The sequence below is a fragment of the Rhizobium esperanzae genome, assembly GCF_002204185.1.
Taxonomy (GTDB): domain Bacteria; phylum Pseudomonadota; class Alphaproteobacteria; order Rhizobiales; family Rhizobiaceae; genus Rhizobium; species Rhizobium esperanzae.
Genome location: NZ_MXPU01000012.1, coordinates 120,872 through 143,418, shown reverse-complemented (window position 1 = coordinate 143,418; position 22,547 = coordinate 120,872). Strand labels below are relative to the sequence as shown.

Genomic DNA, 22,547 nt, shown 5'->3' with positions numbered 1-22,547 from the left:
CTCTCGCCCGCACTGGAACCGGGATCGGCCCTCGGCAGTTAATCCTATGTCAATTCAGCTGCAGGTGCGACTGCCATTAGCGACCATTCCGCGTTCTGGAAAAAATCGATCTCGATCGAACTTGATACCGGCGAGCGGCTGGTTCTCCGCTCACCGCAGGATGCGCTTTACGCACTCGTCTCCGACTGGCCGATCAATGGCGGCGTCCATCAGCAGAGGGCGATCGATTTCTGCCGCGCCTGGCTTGCCGGCCGCATGCCGGCGGAAACGGTGCGGCAGGCTTTTATCCTTGCGGCGCTGGAGGCTGGCGTGGCGATCAATGATGATGATGGGAATGGGACCACAAGTTCGGTTTCAAGCCCAGGGCATAAATAGAGCTATTCAGCCGGACCCGCGTCTAATGCGCGGCGTCGAACAATTTTTATGTATTGCAAATATTATTCGCGCTGTATTTGTAGAAATGCGCAGCGTTTATCACGCTACGATTCTTTGGAGAAACAACCGAATGAGAATAAAAATTCTCGCTTGCGCTGCCCTGCTGATGCTGGTCGGCTGCAATGCCCCAGTGTCGCAATCCGTTGCGGATTCCCAACGTGCGCCCTCTATTGACGTCCGACAGAACTTCATCAACATCGTATTCAAGAGAAGTTACAGACACGAAGCGGGAGAAGTGGTTTGGGCGCGGATTTCCAGCGTGGTGCTGCTTGAGCCTGAGAAAAAGATCTATGCTTACTGTGTGCGTGTGGTGCCCAAGCACAGCTGGGGCGACTGGGCCTATCTCGGCGTCTCCTTCACGGATGGCCAAATCCTCGGCGCAACGGCGAATGACTACCGTTGCCAGGACAAGCGGCTGCGCTACTACCCGTTTCCTGAGCTGACCGGCATGAAGACCTGATGCGGCTGCGAGGGCTCGCCCGCGTCGGTTTTGCTGCTTATAGCCACCGACCGCCGGCGCGCCCGCCTCGCCGTTCGAGGCACCTTGGTGAGGCTCTCGTGGGCCTTGCCGACATAGCCGCGGCGCGCGGGTAGGGGCTGCGGCATCGTCCAACCTCCGGCTGCTGGAAGCGGACTGCGCATCCGGCAGTCCGCGCAACGGATAGGCCGCACCAGCAAAGGCAACACCTAACCCGCGGGGAGAACCATCCTCACACTGTCCCTAGGCAAAGACCGCCTCTCTGGAATGATCCGCCGTCGGCGCTCTGCAGTACCATACTAGGACGGCAATCGTTCCAACGGGAAACAAAAATCCGAGAAGCTGGTGCCATCCGCTTCGGTTGACGTCGTGAAGGCGTCGGGCGGCGACGGCGATCCACGGAAGAAACGTGGCCAGCGACCAGATCCGGTTCAAGGTTTCGCTCCGATCCACGACAAGCAAAGCGATGGCGACGAGAGAGAGGAAGAGTGCCGAATACCAGAATTCCGATCGGCTCGCTCTGCCGCGGAAGTTCACGTAGTTCTTGAAATAGCTGCCGATCGCCTGGCCGAAACCCATCGGCTCAGCCGGGCCGCCGAAGCGGTTCGGGCCGGCCGGCGGTTTTCTGAAGATGAAGATTGACGGCACGGCTATGAGGATCAAGACGATCAGCCAGTGCCACAGAGAAAAACTGCCCATGTAATACCCCAACGGCTAAATGGTTTAATGAACGCGCTTTTGCAGATTAATCGATTGCAAGGCGATTCGTCATCAATCGTAGCGCGAGAAATTTCTCCGCGACTTTGAGGGTGGGATGATGCCTGGGTGGCGCGCGGCCTGATCGGTCAGTGGTTGACCAGCACCCGCGCTAATACGGGCTGTTCTATGCCCTTCAGCGTCAGCGTGCGCTCTTCGGCTCCGGCGACGAGAGCGGCGGCCCCGGCCGCCGTCTCGGCGGAAACCAGGATCTCGCCGGCGGCGGCCTGGGATTCCAGCCTGGCGGCCTGGTTGACGACGCCGCCGATGGCGGTGAAATCGCTGCGGAAGCTCGAGAATTCGCCGATCTGGACCTCGCCGGAATGGATGCCGACGCCGACGCCCAAGGTGCGGCCGGACAGGGCGTCGAGCGCCAGCCCGCTCAGCGCCGCAGCGCAGTTGCCCTGGATCTCCTGGGCGGCCCTGATCGCCGCGCCGGCGTGATCTTTGCGGATGATCGGGAAATTGAAGATCGCCATCAGGCCGTCCCCCATCTGCTTGTTGACGATGCCGTCGTGCGCCCAGATCGCCTGGGCGCAGCGATCCTGGAACAGGCTGACGATTTCGCTCAAGCGCACCGCCTCGATACGCTCGGAAAGATCGGTAAAGCCCCTAATATCGGCGAACAGGATGGTGGCGTCGACGGTGATCTGGCGCTGCTTCTTCACATATTGGAACGAGCGCTCGCAGATGGTGCAGATATCGGGATTCATCTTGCTGCGGGTAATGCCGAAGGCGCGGAAGGGAAGCGCGAGCGGGCCGCCGATCGGGATCGGCATATGCATCTGATCCCAGCAGCCGCGGCAGATCCTGGCGCTGCCATGCCTTGCCTGCTCCGTGAAGGTGGATTCTGTCGTCATGTCACGCGATCCAATGGCCGTGGTGAAGCTTCCGTCAACATGTGGCTTTTGGCAACTGTTGTGTTGGTTGAGGAGGTTTCATCGACCGCGGGCGGACCAACTGCGTTGGCCTACGGACCAACCGCGTTGGCTTGCGGACCAACTGCGTTGGCCGCGGGATAACAGACATACTTGTTACTCCCACTGTTCGATGCCCGATGCGAAACTATCTCCGACCAATCGCGATGCACCGGCTTTCGGAAGGGAGCGCGGGAACTCGCCCCAAAGAGGAGATTGAAGCGATGACTGCAACAGCCGAGAATGGAAAGGGCGGACAGACCATGCAGAGGCCGCCCGTTGTGTCGCAGGCGGCCTGGGAGGCGGCTCACCGGCAGCTTCTCGTGAAGGAAAAGGCGCATACGCGTGCCCGTGACGCGCTTGCCGCCGAGCGGCGGCGCATGCCGTGGATGGCCGTCGAAAAGCAATATGCTTTCGAAGCGCCGAAAGGCAGGATCAGCCTGCTCGACCTGTTCGAAAGCCGGCACCAACTCATCGTCTACCGCGCATTTTACGAGCCCGGCGTCTTCGGCTGGCCCGAGCATGCCTGCCGCGGCTGCTCGATGGTTGCCGATCAGGTCGCCCATGTCGCCCATCTCAACGCCCGCGACACGACGCTGGTCTTCGCATCGCGCGCGCCGCAGGCCGACATAGCGCGGCTGAAGGAACGGATGGGCTGGACGATGCCGTGGGTGACGATCACCGACGACTTCGACAAGGATTTCGGCGTCGACGAATGGCACGGCACCAATGTCTTTTACCGCGACGGCGAGCGCATCTTCCGCACCTATTTCGTCAACAACCGCGGCGACGAGCAGATGGGCGGCACCTGGAATTATCTCGACATCACGCCGCTCGGACGCCAGGAAGTCTGGGAGGATTCGCCTGCGGGCTATCCGCAGACCCCGACCTACAAATGGTGGAACTGGCACGACAGTTACGTTGCCGACGCCGAGCCCGACGAGAAATGGGTCGAGGTCTCCGATGCCGGTGAAGCGGCGTTCCGAGAGGAAAGCGCCAAGGGGAAATCCTGAGCCGCGTTCAGGATCAGCCCTCATTCTTGTACGCTGTCGTAGCTGTCTGACGCGGTCGTGCGGCGAAGATGCGCGTTTCAGGATGAAGGGTATGGGGGTGCCGCACAGCACGCCCGCAAAGGAAAGACGAAAGTATCTCGTGCTCAAGGCCGGAGCCTCGAAGGACGAGGGAGGGTGGCTGGGGAAGAGGTGGCGCGATGATGGAGAGAAGTCGCGCGGTCTGAATTACCCCCAGTTGCCTTGCCGGCCACTGACCATGCATAGTGGCCGACGAGGCGGAGGGGTCGATGACGAGGTTGCAAGCGCTTGTTCTGATGGTGCTTCTCGCGCCCGCCGCGGCGCATGCCGAACGCCGCTGCGGCTGGCTGGAGAATCCCTCGATGGCCAAATGGTCGCTCATGGATGCCGGCGGCGGCTGGACCATCATGGACAATGGCAGCGGCTACAAGGCGGCCGAGGGAATGGACAAGATCCCCGACCTGACGGTCGGCGAATTTGTCTACACCTATGCCTCGCATGGTTATGCCTGCGCCTGCATGGACGTCGACACGGACGGTGAGGAGGGGATCACCCGTATTCACTCCGTGCGGCAATTGCCGCTTTCCCGGTGCCGGAACGATGCTGCCATCGGCTGGTTCCTCGACAAGGGCCAGTGATAGGGCGGGCGATCCCTTTGGCGTTGAGCGCCGCATCTTGGAAAACTCATGAAAAAGACTCCCGTCCGTTTTCGTACCGGGACGGGCGCGGCTGGAACTTTGTCGTCCGCGCTGTGTTTGAGGTCGGCTCGCAGGAGAACACGATGCCGTCCTTCACGCAACCGCACTCGGTCCCGCGCAATTTCCAGTTTCCCGGTGAACAGCGGCAGGGCGACCCGACGATGGGGACGATCAATGCCGAGCTTGCCGACAAAGGCTTTCTAGTCACCAGCACCGACGAACTCATCACCTGGGCGCGCACCGGCTCGCTGATGTGGATGACCTTCGGTCTTGCCTGCTGCGCCATCGAGATGATGCAGATGTCCATGCCGCGCTACGATGTCGAACGCTTCGGCGTCGCCCCGCGCGGAAGCCCGAGGCAGTCGGACCTGATGATCGTGGCAGGGACGCTGTGCAACAAGATGGCGCCTGCGCTGCGCAAGGTTTATGACCAGATGCCGGAACCGCGCTACGTCATCTCCATGGGCTCCTGCGCCAATGGCGGCGGCTATTACCATTATTCTTATTCCGTCGTGCGCGGCTGCGACCGGGTGGTGCCGGTCGACATCTATGTTCCCGGCTGCCCGCCGACGGCCGAAGCGTTGCTCTACGGCATTCTGCTCCTGCAGCGGAAGATCCGGCGCAACGGCAGCATCGAGCGGTAGCTGCCGATGCCCTTACCGAATTGCTTACCATTTTTCGCACTCCCTCCTTTGCGGCGGAAACTTTCGAGCGGGAGTTGCGTTAGGACGGTGACCGGGGATGTGTCTACCGGCGAGCCTGCGATGGGAGGAGGATCCATGAAAGTCATGATCGTTGAAGACGAGGGCCTCATCGCCCTGGAGCTCGAACGTATCGCGCAGGATGCCGGACACCAGACCGTCGGACCGGTTTCGACCGTTGAGCAGGCCCTCGCCTATGCTCCGAAAAGCGACGTCGCGCTCGTCGATCTCAGTCTCGCGGACGGGGTCAGCGGCGCGCAGCTTGCCCGCCGGCTGATCGACCGCTACGGCGTCGATGTCATCTTCGTCACCGGCAGTCCGGAGAATGTCGGAAATGGCATGGAAGGTGCACTCGACATCATCCCAAAACCCTTCACCGACGACAGGATCGCCAGCGCGCTCTCGCGGGCACAGGCTTTGCGCAGGGACTTCGATGGCAGTAATGCCGTCCTCTGACGCCCGGCTGTCGAAGAGATCGAGGCGTCTGGCCGACAATGTCAACCTCGAGGTCGTCTGATGAAGCACGCGCTCATTGCGGTTCTATCGGCGCTGACAGCCTGTGCCAGCGCGGCCGGCGAACCGCAGGCGCTTCCCGGTAGTCTCACCTATGGCGGAAAGGTCATTCATTCGCCGTATCGCGCGGGAACCGTTGTCAAGAACACCTTTCTCGGCCAGTTCGGCTACCGCGTCTTCGAGACCTATGTCGTTCAGCCGGACGGCACTCTCAAGCTGACGTCGCAGAGCACCGGACCGGATTTTCTTTGGCAGTGACGGGAGGCATACGGATCTATGGCGATATGACCGCCAGGTCATCGTTCGCGCCATTCCCCGCGTTCAGCCGCGCGGCGGCAAGGTCGATGAAGGCCTTGACCAAAGGCGACAGGTGCTGACTGCTGGGGTAGACGACATGCAGGCCGCCGGCCGGCGTCGTGTAATCATCAAGGACGCGGCGCAGTCGGCCGTCCGCGATGCAGGCCTCGGCGAGGCCGTGCGGCAGTTGCGCGATGCCGTAGCCGGCAATTGCAGCGGCCATGACCGCCTGCATCTCGTTGGCGGCGAACCGTCCCGATACCGTGACTGTTTCCCGGATGTCCGCGCCCTCCAGCACCCAGGGCACATTGGCCGCCGACGGACCGGCGATCACGCAGTCGTGGCCGGTGAGGTCCGCCGGCCGACCGGGCGTGCCGCAGCGGGCGAGATAGTCAGGGCTGGCGCAGAGAATCCTGTAGGTCGAGCTGAGCTTGCGGGCGATCAGCGTCGAATCCTCCAAAATGCCGGTGCGGAAGGCGAGGTCTATGCCGTTCTCGATAAGATTGAGCCTGTCGTCGGTCAGGCGCAGTTCGACCTTGGTCTTCGGGTAGGCCGCGAGGAAGTCGAAGATCGCAGCGGCGAGGAAATGGTCGCCGAAGCCGACGGGCGCGGAGATGCGGATCGTGCCGGCTGGCTCGGCCCGCGCCTCGGCTAGCCGAAGGTTCGCCTGCTCGAGGGTGCGAAGCGCCTCACTGCTTTCCTCGTAATAGAGGCGTCCCGCATCCGTCAGCCTGAGGCTGCGGGTGGTCCGCTGCAGGAGCCGCACGCCGACCTCGCGCTCAAGCGCGGCGATACGGCGGCTGACCGTCGTCTTCGGCATGGCGAGCAGGCGGGCGGCGGCGGTGAAGCTGCCGGCCTCGACGACACGGGCGAAGACGATGATGTCATTGAGATCGAGCATTGTATTCACCAGTGGCACGATGTTTCTCAATCTTAGGCCATTATGGTTCAATGCGGCAAGCCTTACCTCTGTCTCATCGCCAAACGACAAGGAGCAGAGACATGGGCAAGGAAAGAAGCGTGCTGGTAACGGGCGCGACCGGACAGCAGGGCGGCGCGGTCGCCCGCGCATTGCTGGCGCGGGGCCACCGCGTCAGGGCGATCTGCCGTAGATGGGAGAGCGACAGCGCCAGGCGCCTGGCCGCGGCGGGAGTCGAAGTCGTCGCCGGTGATCTCGACGATGCCGGGTCGGTGACGCAGGCTGCGAGCGGTGTCGACACGATGTTCCTGATGGGCAATAGCTACGAGGCGGGGACGGATGCGGAAACCCGCCAGGGCATCACCGCCGCGAATGCGGCGAAGGCTGCCGGTATCGGGCACCTGATTTATTCCTCCGTCGCCGACGCCGACAGAAAGACGGGCATTCCGCATTTCGACAGCAAGTTTCTGGTCGAGCAGCATATTGCCGGGCTCGGCATTCCCTATATCAGCGCGCCCGTCGCCTTCATGGAAAACACCGTGGCGCCCTGGGCTATAGACGGGCTGCGCCAGGGCGTCTACGCCGCGGCCCTGCCTCCCGGGCGCGTGCTGCAGCAGATTTGCCTTGCCGATATCGGCGCCTTCGTTGCGGCCCTGACCGAACGGCGCGAACAGGTTTTCGGCAGGCGTTTCAACATTGCCGGTGACGAATTGTCCGGCGAGGAGCAGGCGAAAGTCCTGTCGGAAGTGCTCGGCCGTCCGATCGGCTATCAGGAATTGCCGATTGCCGCGATGCGGCAGCAGAGCGCGGATGCGGCGCTGATGTATGAATGGTTCGACCGCACCGGCTACGACGCCGATATTGTCTCCCTTCGCCGCGATTTTCCTGACGTTGGCTGGCACCGTTACGCCGATTGGGCACGCGGGTTTGATTGGAGCGTTCTGGATAAAGCCGACGGCTGACGCGCTCCACGGCGGTTGACCGGTGGCAGATCCTCGGCGCAGGGCCGAGGATGAGGGAGAAGGAGATCCGGCGGACCGCCAGCGATTATCCGCTTGCGGCCCCCGGCGGCGCGTTCATAATCAGCCATCGTCCTTGGGGGAGGAGGCTTCAATGTCGTCGAGTTTTCATGTCGAAAGTGCGGATGGTTATGAGCGGCTGATGGGCCGATGGAGCCGGAAGCTGGCGCCGATGCTCATCGATTTCGCCGGGCTGGCGGATGGCGATCGCGTGCTCGACGTCGGCTGCGGGACCGGCAGCCTGGCTTTTACGCTAGCGCAAACGCCCGGCCTGCGGGAGATCGCCGCCATCGATTATTCTCCTGTCTTCGTCGAGGCGGCGAAACGGGCCAATACCGATCCACGCATATCGATCCAACAGGCGGATGCCTGCGCGATGCCTTTCGAGGACGACTGTTTCGACAGGGCGATGTCGCTGCTGATGCTGCATTTCGTGCCGGAGGCCGGCAAGGCGGTGGCCGAGATGGCCCGCGTCGTCCGCCCCGGCGGCGTGGTCGCTGCCGCCGTCTGGGACCATTACGGCGGTATGTCGAACATGCGGATGCTGTGGGATACGGCCGTCATGCTCGACGCGGACGCGCTGCCGCTGCGCCGCCGATACTGTTTCCAGCCGATGATGCGGCCGGGGGAAATGAAACAGACCTTCATCGCGCAGGGCCTTTCCGATGTCGAGGAAACCTCGCTCCTGGTGCGGATGGACTATCTTTCCTTCGACGACTATTGGCAACCGATCGCAGCCGGCGAAGGGCCGCTCGGCAGGTATGTTGCGGGACTCGAGCCGGACAAGAAAAAGGCCGTCGACGCCGCCATTCGGGCCGCCTATGAGGCCGGCGAGCCGGATGGGCCGCGATCGTTTGCTTCGGTCGCATGGGCGTGCCGGGGCAGGGTGGCTTGAGACGAATGAAATGCCGGAGCCGTCGGCGGGTTGAAACTGAAACCGCCTACCGCAACAAATCGAGCATTCTCATTTTCAGCGCATGAAACCTGAACCTTTTCAGTAGATTACAAATCGTCCATGTCGTGATATCGCCGCATTTCCTACAGATTCCCGTCGCAATCGGCTGTCAGCCTGTCACCATCAAGTGATCAGGAGGTGATCGGGCATGAGCCTCTCTTTCCCGACGATGGCGGCGATCCGGTTCGGTTATGGTTTCCGGCCGGGCGAGGTGGCGCCGCAAAGCAAGGATGAACTGATCGGGCAGTTGTCCAAAGGGGCGGCGGCGACGCCGGACTTTCCGCTCGGTGGCCCCGACATGCGTCACCGGGCGATCCTCAGCCTGCAGGACCAGATGAAGCAGATCCGGGAAGATGCCAAGACGGTCACCGACGATCCGACGCGCCGCGAGATGCGCAAGGCTGTGCAGCGCCAGGCGCAGCAGCAGTTCCAGCACGATGCGAACCTGCGGCTGATGCAGGCGGTGCTGTCGCCCTACGGCTTTTACGAGCGGCTTTCGACCTTCTGGACCGATCATTTCTCCACCAGCGCCAACAAGAGCCTGCCGATGCGCCTCATCGTGCCGCTCTACGAGGCCGAGGCAATCCGGCCGTTTATATCGGGCAGGTTCGGCGATCTCCTGCGCAGCGCCACCGCTCATCCCGCCATGCTGATCTACCTCGACCAGGCGGATTCGCTCGGGCCGGATTCGGCCGGCGGCGTCAAGCGCAACAAGGGGCTGAACGAAAATCTCGGACGCGAGCTCCTGGAACTGCACACGCTCGGGGCCGGCAGCGGCTATACCCAGGCGGATGTTACCGCCGCGGCCATGGTGCTGACGGGGCTCACCATCGACCGCAAGGAGATGGATATCGCCTTTCGGCCGAACATTTCGGAGCCCGGCGAGCATCAGGTGCTCGGCGTCAGTTATGGCGGGCGCCGGCGCTCGCGCGAGGATTATCTCGACATGCTCGATGACCTCTCGGTCCATCCGAAGACGGCGGCGCATATCAGCCGCAAGCTCGCGGTGCATTTCGTCTCCGACCAGCCAGACGAGGGGATGGTTTCCGACATGGCGGCGGCTTGGAGAAAGACGGATGGTGATCTCACCGCCGTCTACACCGCCATGCTCGACCATCCGGCCGCCTGGCAAAACGAGGGCGCCAAGGCGCGTCAGCCGTTCGATTTCGTTGTTGCCGGTCTGAGGGCGCTGAATGCAGGGCCGGTCAACGGCGTCGTCGGCAGCTTCCTGGCAGCCAATCAGCAGGGAACGGATGAGGGCGATATGGCGGCCAACACGCCCGGCATGGCGGGAGCGCCAGTGACGACGGATCCCGCCGGAGAGGCGCGGGACAAGCGGCTCAAGGCCTTTCGGGCGGCGCGGGCATTGGGGCAGGGGGCGCTGAAGCGCATGGGCCAGCCGACCTGGCTGCCGCCGAGCCCTGCTGGTTTCGAGGAAGGCTTTTCCGCCTGGATCACCGGCAGCCAACTCGCCGAGCGCCTCGCCTGGGCAAGGCGGGCCGCGGCGCAGTTCGGCCGCGACGAGGATCCGCGCGCGTTCCTGAGATCGACGCTTGCCGATGCCGCGCGCGATGAAACGATCCGCGTGGTATCGCAGGCGCCGAACAGGATCAGCGGTTTGACGCTGGTGCTGGCATCGCCGGAATTCAACCGCCGATAGGAGGCTCCCAATGAACCGGATTTCGCTTTCCCGCCGCGGCTTTCTGACATCGGCCTGCTGTCTTGCCGCCGCCCCCGTCTTCACGCCGGTCACCTTCGCAGCGATGCCGGGCGATAATCGTTTCGTCACCATTGTGCTGCGCGGCGCGATGGACGGGCTCGACCTGGTGCAGCCTTTCGGCGACGCCGGTTTTGCCGCGCTCAGGCCGACCCTGGCATTGACGCCGGACAGCGGACTTCTCGATCTCGACGGGCACTTCGGCCTCAATCCCGCCGCCGCCGACCTGATGCTGCTCTGGAAGAGCCGAGAGCTCGCCTTCGTCCATGCTGTATCGACGCCCTATCGCGACCAGCGCAGCCATTTCGACGGGCAGGACATGCTTGAATCCGGCGGCGAACATGTCGCCGAGGAAAAGACCGGCTGGCTGAACCGGGCGCTCGCTGTCATTCCCCGCTCGGATGCGCGCAAGGCGATCGACGTCAACACGTCGACGGAGCTGATCCTCTCCGGGCCGAACAATGTCGACGTCTGGGCATCGGATTCCAATCTGGCGCCTGCGCGTGACGAGATGCAGTTCCTGGCGCGGCTCTATGCCGGTGATCCGCCCTTCGCCCAGGCACTTGCCGAGGCGACGCGCGCCGACGGCGCTGCGATGATGATCGAGCCGGACGGCGAGCGCGGCGAGAAAATCGGCGACGTCGCGGCGCTCGCGGCCAACATGCTGAAGGGCGATTACCGCATCGCCAGCTTCTCGATCACCGGGTGGGACACCCATATCGGCCAGGCCGGCCAATTCAAGCGACCGGCAGGGGATCTCGCCCAGGCGATCAACACGCTGAAGACGACGCTCGGCCCCGAGATCTGGGCAAAGACGGTAGTGCTTGCCATGACGGAATTCGGCCGCACCGTCCGCCAGAACGGCTCCGCCGGCACCGACCACGGCACCGGCGGCTGCGCCGTCCTTGCCGGCGGCGCGATCAACGGCGGCCGCATCCTCGGCCGCTGGCCGGGGATCGGCGATGGCCAGCTGCTCGACGACCGCGACCTGATGCCGACGGCCGACGTGCGCGAGGTGGCGGCGGCGATGCTCTTCCGGCAGTTCGATGTCGGTGTGGACGATCTGACGGGGAAGATATTTCCCGGGCTGGGCTTTGATAAGGGATCACAGTTTTTGAAGGTCTGAGAGGGGCGGGACTGCACGACGACCAGCCCTCATGGTGAGGAGCCCGAAGGGCCGTCTCGAACCACGGGGGCGGGTGGCTTGGCGTCACGGCAGCATCCGCACTCGGCGAAGCGGAGGCCAGCCCCGTCCTTCGAGGCCCCTGGGGGGCACCTCAGATGAGGCTGGAGAGAGGGCGCGACCTTCCAACAAGGTTTGAGAATTTGCCGCTGCCCGGCCCTTCGCTTTCGCTCAGGGCGTTCGGCCCTGCAATCGATTCATCGGATCGATTGCTCCCGCTGCGCCGGACGGGGCCTCACTCCAATACATCATAAAGCCTGAAGATGAAGCTCACCTGGTAGAGCAGGTTGGCGATGACGAAGATTGTGTGGAAGCGGCGGTTCGCGGTCCAGGCGGCGAGGGCGCAGAGCAGGATGTAGACGATATTGCGGGCGGGATATTCCCAGCCGAGCGAGAGGATGCGCTCCGGACCTTTGATCGCCGTGTCGAGGATATCGACGGCGTAGATCAGGCCGAGGACGCCGAAGAACCATTTACGCCGCGAAATGAAATATTCCTCGTAGCCGCCATATTCATCGAGGCTCGCCGGGAAGAGCAGGGCGCAGAGCAGGAAGAACAGGCTGCAGAAGCAGACGAGGAAGAGATAGATGCCGAAGCCGATGACGGGCACGGCCTGCAGGCGGTATTCCCACCACCAGATATGGATGATGAAGAGGAACAGGGACAGCGCCCAGCCGAGATGGACGACATAGACCCGCGCCTTGGCCGGATGTTGGACGATGCCGGCAACGCCGGTCAACAGCCTCGCGAGCGAAAGGCTGATGACCATGCCCATCACCACCTTGATATGAAGGAAGACCTCCGGCGAGCTGACCGTTTCCATGGTGTCGATCCCGGCCTGTCACTCCTCGGGGACTTGCTTGGGCTTGCCCTCTTCGTCGAGTGCCACCATGATGAAGGTGGCGGCGGTGACCTTTTCCATCTTTGCGTAACGCGAGCGGTGCGCCCAGGCTTCGACAATCAGCGTAATCGAGGTGCGACCGACGCGGTCGATATCGGTATAGACCGACAGCGTGTCGCCGATTTTGACCGGCAGCTCGAAGGCCATTTCCTTGACGGCGGCGGTGACGACGCGGCCTTTGGCGCGCTCGGCGGCACGAATACCGGAGGCAAGGTCCATCTGTGCCATGACCCAGCCGCCGAAAATATCGCCGGCCGGATTGGCATCGCCCGGCATCGCGAGCGTGCGCAGCGTCAGTTCGCCTTTCGGCTTGGCGGCGTCGGTCATGGAAGGTTCCCTCAGGCTGGGTGTTACGATTCTGCAGCCACGTTAGGCGAACTCGTTGCGTGGACCAATCCCTTTCGGTGCAAGCGAAGGCGACGGTGCAAATATCGCGGCCGTCATCGAGCTGAAATCTCATTCGATTTCAGCTGGCTGGATTTGCAACCGACACTTCACCTTACGTTATTTAACCGCCTTCTAATAAAGCTTTACGCTCCAGTAATTCCGGCGGTTCACAATGAAAGCGGTCTCATATCCAAGAATCGCCGGGAACCCTCATGCGTAACGTCAAGATTTCCACCCGTCTTTACTGCCTCGTCGGCTTCACGCTTGCCGTGCTCGCGGCGACGATGGTCTTCTTTCTGAACTATTCCTATTCTGAGCTGGAAGCGGAGCGGAAGGCCGGGCTGGAGAAGATGGAGGCGACGGCGCTCGGCATTTTCGACAAATATTACAAGATGGAACAGGCGGGTACGATGACCCGCGAGCAGGCGCAGGCGGCCGCCAAGGACGTGATCGGCGCCATGCGCTACGGCGCCGACGGCTATTTCTGGATCAACGATATGCGCCCCGCCATGGTGATGCACCCGATCAAGCCGCAACTGAACGGCACCGATATCTCCCAGATGAAGGACCCGACCGGCAAGTTCCTGTTCGTCGAGTTCGTCGACAAGGTGAAGAAGGACGGCAAGGGCTTCGTTGATTATTACTGGCCGAAGCCGGGCGCTGATGAGCCGGTGCTGAAATATTCCTATGTCGCCGGTTTCGAGCCCTGGGGCTGGATCGTCGGCACCGGCGTCTATGCCGATGACCTGGCGGCGCTCTATCGCCAGAATGCGGTCTGGGCTGCAGCGCTCTGCCTGCTTGGCGCGGCCGCCACCATCGCGATCGCCTATGCCATCGTCCGCAGTGTGACGGCGCCGATTGCCCGACTGAAGACGGCGATGAATGCGATTGCCGCCGAGGAAGCATCGGTCGAGATCGCCGGCGCTGACCGTCGCGACGAGATCGGCCAGATGGCCAAGGCGCTGCTGGTTCTGCGCGACTCCGTCGACGAGCGTAGCGCATTGCGCGGGCGCGAAGACGAAAGGCAGCGCCAGATCGAGGACGAGCGCCGTGGCAACGAGGCGAGCCTGCGCTCGGCTTCCGAGCGGCAGAGCCATGCGATGCAGGCGCTCGGTGTCGGCCTGGAGAAGCTTGCAAGCGGCGATCTGACCGTTTCGATCGGCGATATCGGTGACGACTACGCGAAACTGCGCAGCGACTTCAACGCCGCCGTCGATGCGCTGAACGGCGTCATCCATGCGATCGCCGAATCGAGCCGCGTCGTCAACGACAGCGCGTCCGACATCAGCGAGGCCACCGGTAATCTGTCGAAGCGCACGGAGCAGCAGGCGGCCGCACTCGAAGAAACGGCCGCAGCGCTCGACGAAATCACCGCGACGGTCAAGACCGCATCCGAGCGGGCGAACGAGGCGCGTGAGATGGTGGCCGAAACCAAAGCGAGCGCCGGCCGCTCCGGCGACATCGTCCGCAACGCCGTGACCGCGATGGGCCGGATCGAGGAATCCTCGAGCCGCATCAACCAGATCATCTCTGTTATCGATGAGATCGCCTTCCAGACGAATCTGCTGGCGCTGAACGCCGGCGTCGAGGCTGCGCGGGCCGGCGAGGCGGGCCGCGGCTTCGCCGTCGTCGCCCAGGAAGTGCGCGAACTTGCCCAGCGTTCCGCCAATGCGGCCAAGGAGATCAAGGAACTGATCAGCCGGTCGGCTGCGGAAGTCGAGGGCGGGGTTGCGCTGGTGCGCTCGACGGGTGACGCGCTGCTGGAGATCGAAGCGCTGGTCAACCAGGTGAACGACCATGTCGCCTCGATCGCGACGGCGGCGCGCGAGCAGTCGACGGGGCTCAACGAGATCAACAGCTCCGTCAATCACATGGACCAGATGACGCAGCAGAACGCTGCGATGGTCGAGGAGACGACGGCGGCCAGCCGCACGCTCGCCGACGAAAGCACCCAGTTAAAGTCGCTGCTTGCGAATTTCCGCCTGCGCGAGGCTGGGCGGCCGACCGAGACCCGCTACACACGGGCAGCGTGAAAAACAGCAAAGATCAAAGGCCGGGCGACCGGCCTTTTTCAATTCCCACCGCCTTCAGATTATGCCGGTAAGTTTTCATTCACCGTTTTTAATTAAAATTGGACCGAGTTTTTTCGGTCACTCTGCGGCCGGCCCATGGAAGCGATAAGAGTATGGCGTTTGTTTCCTTTCCGCGGCGAGCCTTCCTGTCCGTGCTGCTCTCGGCGGCGCTGACCACCTGTTCGATCAGCGATGGGCTGGTGCCGCCGGCCAATGTCGACAACGGCACCCGGGTCAGTTCGATTTCACCATCTCGCGGTGCCGCGCGTATGGCGCGGGCGGAGCGCCTTGCGCCGGCGGAAACTCAGGCCTCCTATCCTGTCTCCGGCGGGCCTGTCGGCAGCAGTCAGGGCTCGGTCGATTATCTCGATACGCCGAACCTTGCCGGCACCGGGCACGCGGCACAGGCGCCGCAGACGCTGGCGGCGCCGGAATCTCAGAGCCGGAAGCTGCCGATGATCGACAGCGACGAGGCGCTTGCGGCAGGCCAGCCGAACGGCAACTGGGGCGGCACGCAGAACCTCGCCGTCCCATCCGGCGGCGTCAACATGGATGAAGAGCTCGGGGCCGAACCGGTCGTCGGGCTGGCGCAGGAACAGCAGCAGCAGATCGCCGAGGGCAACGCCAGCGAACCGGTCGTTGACGGCATCGGCACCGATAATCCGGCTCAGATCAATCAGCCAATGCGCCAGTCGGCGCCACGGGCAATGCCGCAACCGGCAGCGCAAGCCGAGATGAGCCGAGCTCCCGCTTGGAATGACGGCCGCCCTGTCTTGGAGCCGGCCCGCGTTCCCGAAGAGGACGAGAGCGAAGAAGTCGCGATGCTCCGGCCGAACAGCCCGATGATGAGCCAGCCCGCCGCACCGGTCGACCCGAGCGTCATGCCGGCTTCCGAGCTCGCCTGCCGGCGCGAACTGAAGCGCATGGGCGTGCTTTTCGACGAGAAGCCGCCGATCTCGCAAGGGCCGGCCTGCCAAGTCCCCTATCCGGTCTCGCTGAAGGGCCTTTCCGGCAATATCGGCGTGCAGCCGGCGGTGACGCTGAATTGCCAGGTGACGCTCGCCTTCGCCAAGTGGGTGAAGAACGAGTTGGCGCCGTCGGCCCGCTTTCGCTACTGGAGCGGCATCAAGACGATCCAGCCGCTCGGCGGCTATTCCTGCCGGCGCATGAACAACAGCCGGCAGAGATATAATCCGATGTCGGAACATGCCCGCGGCAATGCCATCGATGTCGGCAAGTTCGTGCTGAAGAACGGCCACGCGATCGACGTGCGCAAAAAGGGCCTGTTCTCCTATCGCGAGGGCCGGCTGCTGAAGGCGGTACGCACCGATAGCTGCCGCTATTTCAACACGGTGCTCGGGCCGGGCAGCAACCCGGAACACTGGAACCACTTCCACTTCGATCTGCGCTCCCGCAAGAGCGGCAAGGTCTATTGCGACTAGGCGAGGGCGCGGCTGCCGGTGCGGCAATTAGGCCCTGTCCCAAGAAAGGGGTTCATCCCGGCCGCCGGACGCGCTATGGACCGGCGAGGCGGATTGCTATTGGAAAGTCTGATCCATGAGCTATGAATTCCATGTCGGCCAGAAGGTCGTCTGCATCAACGATACCTTCAAGCATGTCAGCATCGACCAGCTCATCCGCAAGGGCGAGATCTATACGATCCGCTGGGTTGGCGAATATACCCATTATGTCGATGGCACATTCATCGGGGTGAAGCTCGCGGAAATCCATCGCGGCAACGATGACGGGCCGGCAGGCTACGGCGCCGCGGACATGCCCTATCGTGCGACGCGCTTCCGGCCGCTGGTGAAGGACAAGATCGCATCGCTGCGCAAGCTACTGGCGCCGACGCCCGATGTACCGGTCGAGCCGAAAGAAAAGACCAGGAAAAAAGAGAAGGTCTGAGCGCCGCTTCGGTGGACGGCGAAAGCGCTGCTCAGGAATCGGCCGCAGGCCTCGCTCTCTGCTTCAACTTCAGGCGCCGCGTCCTCTCGTCGATTTCTTCCTCGACATGCGTTCGGGCGTGGAGGCGGTTGCCACGTGATAGGCAATCTCCGGGAATTCTTTGCGCTCACCGCCGGCACTATCTCTCGGCGATCTCGGCCGGCCGCGTTCCTGAAAGGCGGCGATCCGATCAGGCCGTCATCCTACTGAGGAACAGCCCAGTCTCCTTGCTGACATCGAGCGCGCCGCTGCCGTCCCTGAAGGCTTCGTTGATCGCCCGGCGGAAACCGCTGAGCTGAGACTCGCCGGCGCCTTCGCCGGGCGGATAGGAGGTCAGGGCTAGGAAGACATCCTCGGGCTCGGTGATCCGCATGCTCGCCGGATATTGCGACATGGCGACGTTACCGAATTGCGTCCGCATCATTTGCTCGGCGGCGTCATATCCAAAGGCTACGGCGGCCGGATCGGTCGGCGCGCTGCCGAAGACGGTCGTCAGGCGATAGATCTCGCGCATATTGCCGATGCCGTTGGTGGTGACTGCGAGAAAGCCACCCGGTTTCAGTACCCTCGCCATCTCCGCGATTCCGGTGGCGGGGTCGGGCAGGTGATAGAGCATATGCATGGCGATCACGAGATCAAAGGCGCCGTCTTCGAAGGGAAGTGCGGCAGCATCGGCCCGGCAGCCTCGAACGGAGCCGAAGCGCAGTGCGCCGCAGCGCGCCACGGCCTCGTCGACCATGCCTGACGAAAGGTCGGCGAGCGTCAGGTGCAGATTCTCCGGCAGCAGATCCGCCGTTGCCGCCCAGAACCATGCCGGCCCGCAGCCGATGTCGAGGACGCGATCTGCCGGTCTCAAAGGCAGCTGCGCGGCAACCCACGGAAACCAGCCCGTTTCGGCGATGGTATATTCGGTATGGAGCCTGGCGCGGGCGGCGAGCTTGCGGCTGTCGCCATATTGTCTCGCATTGCCTTCGGTTATGGAGGACATCTCAACTCTCCGTCTTCCTCGTGAAGCCCCGAGCCTCGAGGCAAGCCTATAGGCGGCCTCCTTCCCGGACAAGACGTGAGTGCGCAACCGGTCCAGCCTGCCTGCGCGGACGTCTCAAATCTTCCGGCAAGATAAATCGTATCCGATTAAATCGGAATGATGTTGACATCAAATTCGGTTTAGCCTATTAGAGCGCATCCGATTTAATCGGATACGTTAAAAATCATCAGACCGAAAGGATATGACAATGACTGAGAAGCTTCTTTTCGCCGGCAAGACCCACATCGCCGGTGGTCGCAACGGCTATGCACGCAGCAGCGACGGTACGCTCGATATCAAGCTGCCGCAGCCGCATCCGGCGGCCGAAAACCTGTTCGGGGCCGCCTGGTCGGCCTGCTATATCGGTGCCATCGAGCTCGCCGCCGCACAGCGGAAGATCACCTTGCCGGCCGGTCCCGAGGTCGATGCCGAAATTACGCTCAACGGCGATAACGGCTCCTACTTCCTGCGTGCACGGCTCAATGTCAGCCTTGCTGACATCGACCGTGAGATTGCACAGGAACTGATCGAGGCGGCCCATGACATCTGCCCTTACTCCAAGGCGGTCCACGGCAATATCGACGTCGAAACCAAGCTTATCTGAACGGAAAGGGCGGACTTCGCGCCGTCACCTTCAAGCGGGGGTCTGCCGATCGGCGGCAGACCCGCTTCTGAGCCAGCAGCCAAACCTGCCGATCCGGAGAACATGCTATGAGCAACAGCCACGCGGAGCCGCGCCGGGCCTATGACGAGTTTTCGCATGTCCTCGATCCCGATGTCTACGAGCCGTTGCCTGACGATTGGCTGATCGGCATCACCGATGTCGTCAGCTCAACCGCGGCGATCCGATCGGGACGCTATGAAGACGTCAATTATGCCGGCGCATCGATCATCGCCGCCCTCGGCAATGTCTGGGGTTCGTTCAATTTTCCCTTCGTGTTTCGCGGAGACGGAGCAGCCTTCGCCTTGCCGGCGAATGGCATCATGGCGGCGACCTCGGCCTTGCGTGACGTCGCGGGCTTCGCCAAAGCCGAGCTTCATCTCGACCTGCGTGTCGGGCTCGTCACCGTCGGCGAAATCCGTGCCAATGGGCGCGACGTCAGGATCGCGCGCTACGCCGCTTCCGAGAGCGCGACCTATGCGATGTTTGCCGGAGGCGGGCTCAAATGGGCGGAGCAGCAGATCAAGAATGGCCGCTTTCTGGTGAAACCCGGCCGTTATGCGATGCGGCCTGACCTGACGGGCTTGAGCTGCGACTGGGCGCCATTTCCGAGCCAGCGCGGCGAGATCCTGTCGTTGTTGGTCGAGCCGCGCGACCACACGCGCCCGGAGATCTTTGCGGCGCTGGCAAGACGTGTGCTCGCGGTTTTCGATGCCGCGCCACGCCAGTCTCATCCGCTTTCCGGAGGGGCGGGTATGGCAAGAGAGAAGCAGGTCAGCGCGAAACGCTGGTCGGAGGTCGCCTCCAATTCGGATTTCCGCAAGTTCGATGATGGTCTGCGCCTGACGCTCGACTGTGCGCCGGAGCAGATCGACCGTGTCGAAGCCATCCTCGCCGCGGCACGGGCGCGCGGCGAGATCGATTTCGGGCTGCACCGCCAATCGCATGCGCTGATGACCTGCCTCGTGCCGTCGGGCCAGCCGGATTCGCACCTGCATTTCCTCGACGGAATGGGTGGCGGGTATGCCAAGGCGGCCGAGATGATGCAGGAAGGCGCGCTTGCGGAGGTTCGGCAGCGCGCTCTGTAGGGGCGCGCCACTTCTTTTCCGTCATCATGCCTGCCGGTTCGTTTTCGGTCTGAGCAGGTTTGAGAGCATTTCCCCAAGCTGAGGCGGCGCCAGTTCGGTTTCGCGTTCTATCTCCGCGGCGGTAAACCATCTGAGCGCCGTGTGTTCATCGCCGATAAGTCGCGGAGAGTCCTGCCATCGGTCGACGCGATAGACATGGAAGGTGGCGGATGCCCCGGGCGGGCTTTCCGATACGAACTCTCCGGCCAACAGCCAGTGCTGCGGCGTCACGCCGATTTCTTCCAGCAATTCCCGGCGCAGTGCCGTCTCGGCATCTTCGCCGCGTTCGACGTGACCGCCCGGCAGGCTCCACCGATCCGGGTGTGTCCTGCGCTCCGAACTTCGCCTTGCGAGAAGAACGCTGCCATTTTCGATCAATACGCCGATTGCGATCTCGGACATGTCACCAGGTGCCGACATGTGCTGCGATCATGATTTTTGCGGCTCCGCCTGTGCCCGTAGCAGATTGTCGCGCAACCGCGTCACCGATTTCTGCACGACGGGAAAATCGTCGCCTAGGCCGACGGCGTCGATCAAGGCGGAGCCGGGATCGGTCTCGAGAATTTCGCGTCCCGCTGGCGTCAGGCTGACACGCACCTGCCGTTCGTCGGCTGGATCGCGGTGGCGGGTGATAAAGCCGACCGACTCCAGCTTCTTGAGAATGGGCGTCAGCGTGTTGGATTCGAGGAACAGTTTTTCTCCCAGCGTGCTGACCGTCTGATCGTCCTCCTCGGAGAGGGCCACCATGGCGATATACTGGGTATAGGTCAGGCCGAGCGCGTCCAGAATCGGCTTGTAGGCGCGGCCGAAAGCGAGATTGGCCGAATAGACCGCGAAGCACAGGAAGGTCGAAAGCTTGCGGACCTCACCGCCACCCCCGGGAGAGGCGGATGCAGACTGATTTGCGGCTTCGGACGTGGGCATAGGTTTATCCTGTCTCGGTTGCACCAATTATATATATCGCATCCGATTAAATCGCAATGGTCATTGAGGTGTTTCCGGTGACCGTCCGGCCGTCGGTCTGCTCCATCGGCCTTTGGCCTACGCAGTCCTGCGGCGAGAGAAGACGAGCAAGCCGCCACATAGCCTTGCATGGCCGGCGCTTTCACGCGACAAAGTCCGGATGAGCATTCCCGCTACACATCCTTTTGCCTTCGATCCCACTTACGGCATGCAGCTCCAAGAGCTGCTTGCGGTCGAGCCGCCGGAGGAGCCGGATGGTTTCGACGCATTCTGGGAGGCGCGGTATCAAAAGGCGCTGACGGTCGATCCGCAGCCGGTGCTTTCCCGCAGCGAGTTCACCCATCCCGACTGGCACGTGCTCGACCTCGTCTATCTCTCCACGAATTCGTTCCGAATCGGCGGCTGGCTGCTGCTGCCGTGTGAGGGACAGGTGCGGCGCGGCCTCGTCGTCGGGCACGGCTATGGCGGGCGGGATCGTCCGGATTTCGATCTGCCGGTCAAGGAAACGGCGCTCATCTTTCCCTGCTGCCGCGGGCTGTCGCTGAGCAGCCATCCGTCGATTTCGCAGAATCCGTCCTGGCATGTGCTGCACGACATCGACAAGCGGGATTCCTACATCATCGGCGGCTGCGTCGAGGATATCTGGCTTGCCGTCTCGACACTGCTCGGGCTCTATCCCTGGCTCTCGGGCCAGATCGGCTATAGCGGCATCAGCTTCGGAGGCGGCGTCGGAGCCATGGCGATCGCCTATGACACGCGCATCGACGGCGGCCATCTGGCGCTTCCGAGCTTCGGCGACCAGCCGCTGCGCCTCAAGTTGCCGAGCGTCGGCAGCGCGCAGGGAGTGCAGGACTATCAGGCGGAACACGGAAATGTGCTGGAAACGTTGCGCTACTACGACGCAGCGACCGCGGCGCGTCGGATCGAGGTGCCGATGCTGACGGCGGTGGCGCTTTTCGATCCTGCCGTTGCCCCGCCCTGCCAGTTCGCTGTCGCAAATGCGATACCGAAATTTAATGAAATCTTCATCCTGGACGCCGGCCATTTCGATTATCCTGGAAGCGCTGAGCAAGAGGCGGCGCTCCGCGACAAGATCGGACAGTTCTTCAGGGTGACATGAACCGCGAATATCTCAGCTGGTACAGTCAGAGCCTGCATCGGGAGATGGAATACTGGTGTTCGGGCATGCCGGCGCCAAGGTGCTGGTGTTTCCGACGCGGGAGGGGCGCTTCTTCGAATATGAGCAGCTCGGCCTGGTTGCGAGCCTCGCCGACAAGCTTTCGGCCGGTCATCTCCAGCTCTATTGCATCGAGGGATTGGCGGCTGACAGCCTTTACGGCTTCCATCGCCATCCGGCCGAGCGCATCCGCCGGCATGCGGCGCTGGAGGATTATATCCTCCACGAGGTGCTGCCGCTGATGGCGGCGAAAAACCCGCACGACTGCACCATCGTGCATGGATGCAGCCTCGGCGCCTTCCAGGCGGCGAGGCTCGTCTTCCGCCATCCGCATCTCTTCCGCAAGCTCGTCGCCTTTTCCGGGCGCTGCGACTGACGATGAAGGTGGAAGTGTTCGGCGACCTGTTCGACGGCTATTACGACGACAGCATCTATTTCCACACGCCGACGCATTTCCTGCCCGGTCTCGGCGCGGACTGGCGGCTCGAGCGGCTGCGTGAAATCGACATCGTGCTGACGATCGGCGATGCCGATCCCTTCCTCGACAACAAGCGCTATCTCAGCCGGCTGCTCGGCGAGAAGAACATCCGCCATCAACTGCATATCTGGGACGGCCGCGCCCACCGCGCCGGCGCCTGGCGGAAGATGGCGCCGCTGTACATCTGAGGA

General features: G+C 62.8%; 25 protein-coding genes and 1 pseudogene. 18 read left to right on the top strand and 8 right to left on the bottom strand.

Annotated elements, in window-relative coordinates; genetic code table 11:
* The first annotated feature begins 75 nt into the window (after positions 1–75).
* Both B5E41_RS18920 and B5E41_RS18915 read left to right on the top strand, forming a co-directional pair.
* Positions 76–375 carry a DUF982 domain-containing protein gene (locus B5E41_RS18920; protein ID WP_342588082.1) on the top strand — a complete coding sequence of 100 codons (300 nt, stop codon included), beginning with the start codon at positions 76–78 and terminating at the stop codon, positions 373–375.
* A 130-nt stretch (positions 376–505) separates the two neighbouring features.
* Positions 506–895: a hypothetical protein gene (locus B5E41_RS18915; protein WP_088395624.1), complete on the top strand. Its 390-nt coding sequence runs from the start codon at positions 506–508 to the stop codon at positions 893–895.
* Positions 896–1,156: 261 nt separating this feature from the next.
* Here B5E41_RS18915 and B5E41_RS18910 read toward each other — a convergent pair whose 3' ends face one another.
* Positions 1,157–1,612, bottom strand: a complete 456-nt coding sequence (locus B5E41_RS18910; protein ID WP_088395682.1) for a DUF805 domain-containing protein — start codon at positions 1,610–1,612, stop codon at positions 1,157–1,159.
* A 146-nt stretch (positions 1,613–1,758) separates the two neighbouring features.
* The gene (locus B5E41_RS18905) at positions 1,759–2,529 is read right to left on the bottom strand and encodes an adenylate/guanylate cyclase domain-containing protein (protein ID WP_088395623.1); all 771 of its coding nucleotides are present in this window, start codon (positions 2,527–2,529) and stop codon (positions 1,759–1,761) included.
* 281 nt (positions 2,530–2,810) lie between these two features.
* On the opposite strand from B5E41_RS18905, the gene B5E41_RS18900 reads away from it, so the two are divergent.
* The 5 genes from B5E41_RS18900 (at position 2,811) to B5E41_RS18880 (ending at position 5,787) form a co-directional block, all read left to right on the top strand.
* The gene (locus B5E41_RS18900) at positions 2,811–3,599 is read left to right on the top strand and encodes a DUF899 domain-containing protein (RefSeq protein ID WP_088395622.1); all 789 of its coding nucleotides are present in this window, start codon (positions 2,811–2,813) and stop codon (positions 3,597–3,599) included.
* 287 nt (positions 3,600–3,886) lie between these two features.
* Positions 3,887–4,255, top strand: a complete 369-nt coding sequence (locus tag B5E41_RS18895) for a DUF4087 domain-containing protein (RefSeq protein WP_088395621.1) — start codon at positions 3,887–3,889, stop codon at positions 4,253–4,255.
* Positions 4,256–4,398: 143 nt separating this feature from the next.
* Positions 4,399–4,959 (top strand): NuoB/complex I 20 kDa subunit family protein, encoded by a 561-nt coding sequence (locus B5E41_RS18890; RefSeq protein WP_088395620.1) that lies wholly within the window; start codon positions 4,399–4,401, stop codon positions 4,957–4,959.
* Positions 4,960–5,094: 135 nt separating this feature from the next.
* Positions 5,095–5,472 carry a response regulator gene (locus tag B5E41_RS18885; protein WP_088395619.1) on the top strand — a complete coding sequence of 126 codons (378 nt, stop codon included), beginning with the start codon at positions 5,095–5,097 and terminating at the stop codon, positions 5,470–5,472.
* A gap of 60 nt (positions 5,473–5,532) precedes the next feature.
* A complete protein-coding gene (locus B5E41_RS18880) occupies positions 5,533–5,787 on the top strand; it encodes a hypothetical protein (protein ID WP_064803320.1) in 255 nt (84 codons plus the stop codon).
* Between the two features lie 16 nt (positions 5,788–5,803).
* On the opposite strand, the gene B5E41_RS18875 is transcribed toward B5E41_RS18880, so the two are convergent.
* Positions 5,804–6,727, bottom strand: a complete 924-nt coding sequence (locus tag B5E41_RS18875) for a LysR family transcriptional regulator (RefSeq protein WP_088395618.1) — start codon at positions 6,725–6,727, stop codon at positions 5,804–5,806.
* 101 nt (positions 6,728–6,828) lie between these two features.
* Between B5E41_RS18875 and B5E41_RS18870 the strand changes: the two genes are divergently transcribed.
* From B5E41_RS18870 to B5E41_RS18855, 4 genes are all read left to right on the top strand, one after another.
* Positions 6,829–7,707: an NmrA/HSCARG family protein gene (locus B5E41_RS18870; RefSeq protein WP_088395617.1), complete on the top strand. Its 879-nt coding sequence runs from the start codon at positions 6,829–6,831 to the stop codon at positions 7,705–7,707.
* A 151-nt stretch (positions 7,708–7,858) separates the two neighbouring features.
* Positions 7,859–8,659, top strand: coding sequence for a class I SAM-dependent methyltransferase (locus B5E41_RS18865; RefSeq protein ID WP_088395616.1), 801 nt, complete (start codon positions 7,859–7,861; stop codon positions 8,657–8,659).
* A gap of 208 nt (positions 8,660–8,867) precedes the next feature.
* The gene (locus tag B5E41_RS18860) at positions 8,868–10,379 is read left to right on the top strand and encodes a DUF1800 domain-containing protein (protein WP_088395615.1); all 1,512 of its coding nucleotides are present in this window, start codon (positions 8,868–8,870) and stop codon (positions 10,377–10,379) included.
* Between the two features lie 10 nt (positions 10,380–10,389).
* Entirely contained in the window at positions 10,390–11,562 is a 1,173-nt protein-coding gene (locus B5E41_RS18855) for a DUF1501 domain-containing protein (RefSeq protein WP_088395614.1), read from the top strand.
* Positions 11,563–11,854: 292 nt separating this feature from the next.
* Here B5E41_RS18855 and B5E41_RS18850 read toward each other — a convergent pair whose 3' ends face one another.
* Positions 11,855–12,442, bottom strand: coding sequence for a hypothetical protein (locus B5E41_RS18850; RefSeq protein ID WP_085859767.1), 588 nt, complete (start codon positions 12,440–12,442; stop codon positions 11,855–11,857).
* Positions 12,443–12,460: 18 nt separating this feature from the next.
* Positions 12,461–12,847 (bottom strand): acyl-CoA thioesterase, encoded by a 387-nt coding sequence (locus tag B5E41_RS18845; protein ID WP_088395613.1) that lies wholly within the window; start codon positions 12,845–12,847, stop codon positions 12,461–12,463.
* 272 nt (positions 12,848–13,119) lie between these two features.
* Here B5E41_RS18845 and B5E41_RS18840 point away from each other — a divergent pair, with 272 nt between their 5' ends.
* The 3 genes from B5E41_RS18840 to B5E41_RS18830 all read left to right on the top strand — a co-directional run bounded on the left by B5E41_RS18840 (position 13,120) and on the right by B5E41_RS18830 (position 16,884).
* A complete protein-coding gene (locus tag B5E41_RS18840) occupies positions 13,120–14,940 on the top strand; it encodes a methyl-accepting chemotaxis protein (RefSeq protein WP_088395612.1) in 1,821 nt (606 codons plus the stop codon).
* A gap of 152 nt (positions 14,941–15,092) precedes the next feature.
* Positions 15,093–16,421, top strand: a complete 1,329-nt coding sequence (locus B5E41_RS18835; RefSeq protein WP_088395611.1) for an extensin-like domain-containing protein — start codon at positions 15,093–15,095, stop codon at positions 16,419–16,421.
* 115 nt (positions 16,422–16,536) lie between these two features.
* Positions 16,537–16,884, top strand: a complete 348-nt coding sequence (locus tag B5E41_RS18830; RefSeq protein WP_088395610.1) for a CAP-Gly domain-containing protein — start codon at positions 16,537–16,539, stop codon at positions 16,882–16,884.
* 229 nt (positions 16,885–17,113) lie between these two features.
* On the opposite strand, the gene B5E41_RS18825 is transcribed toward B5E41_RS18830, so the two are convergent.
* The gene (locus B5E41_RS18825) at positions 17,114–17,911 is read right to left on the bottom strand and encodes a class I SAM-dependent methyltransferase (RefSeq protein ID WP_088395609.1); all 798 of its coding nucleotides are present in this window, start codon (positions 17,909–17,911) and stop codon (positions 17,114–17,116) included.
* A 247-nt stretch (positions 17,912–18,158) separates the two neighbouring features.
* Here B5E41_RS18825 and B5E41_RS18820 point away from each other — a divergent pair, with 247 nt between their 5' ends.
* Both B5E41_RS18820 and B5E41_RS18815 read left to right on the top strand, forming a co-directional pair.
* Positions 18,159–18,554, top strand: coding sequence for an Ohr family peroxiredoxin (locus B5E41_RS18820; protein WP_085859762.1), 396 nt, complete (start codon positions 18,159–18,161; stop codon positions 18,552–18,554).
* 107 nt (positions 18,555–18,661) lie between these two features.
* Positions 18,662–19,699, top strand: a complete 1,038-nt coding sequence (locus B5E41_RS18815; RefSeq protein WP_088395608.1) for a DUF3095 family protein — start codon at positions 18,662–18,664, stop codon at positions 19,697–19,699.
* 24 nt (positions 19,700–19,723) lie between these two features.
* On the opposite strand, the gene B5E41_RS18810 is transcribed toward B5E41_RS18815, so the two are convergent.
* Positions 19,724–20,140 carry an NUDIX hydrolase gene (locus tag B5E41_RS18810; protein WP_088395607.1) on the bottom strand — a complete coding sequence of 139 codons (417 nt, stop codon included), beginning with the start codon at positions 20,138–20,140 and terminating at the stop codon, positions 19,724–19,726.
* A gap of 27 nt (positions 20,141–20,167) precedes the next feature.
* A complete protein-coding gene (locus B5E41_RS18805; RefSeq protein WP_088395606.1) occupies positions 20,168–20,662 on the bottom strand; it encodes a MarR family winged helix-turn-helix transcriptional regulator in 495 nt (164 codons plus the stop codon).
* Positions 20,663–20,861: 199 nt separating this feature from the next.
* On the opposite strand from B5E41_RS18805, the gene B5E41_RS18800 reads away from it, so the two are divergent.
* Together B5E41_RS18800 and B5E41_RS18795 are read left to right on the top strand one after the other, a co-directional pair.
* The gene (locus B5E41_RS18800) at positions 20,862–21,821 is read left to right on the top strand and encodes an acetylxylan esterase (RefSeq protein WP_088395605.1); all 960 of its coding nucleotides are present in this window, start codon (positions 20,862–20,864) and stop codon (positions 21,819–21,821) included.
* Positions 21,818–22,544 (top strand): annotated as a pseudogene (locus B5E41_RS18795) (esterase family protein). The gene B5E41_RS18800 and the pseudogene B5E41_RS18795 overlap by 4 nt, the downstream one beginning before the upstream one ends.
* The last annotated feature ends 3 nt before the right edge of the window (positions 22,545–22,547 follow it).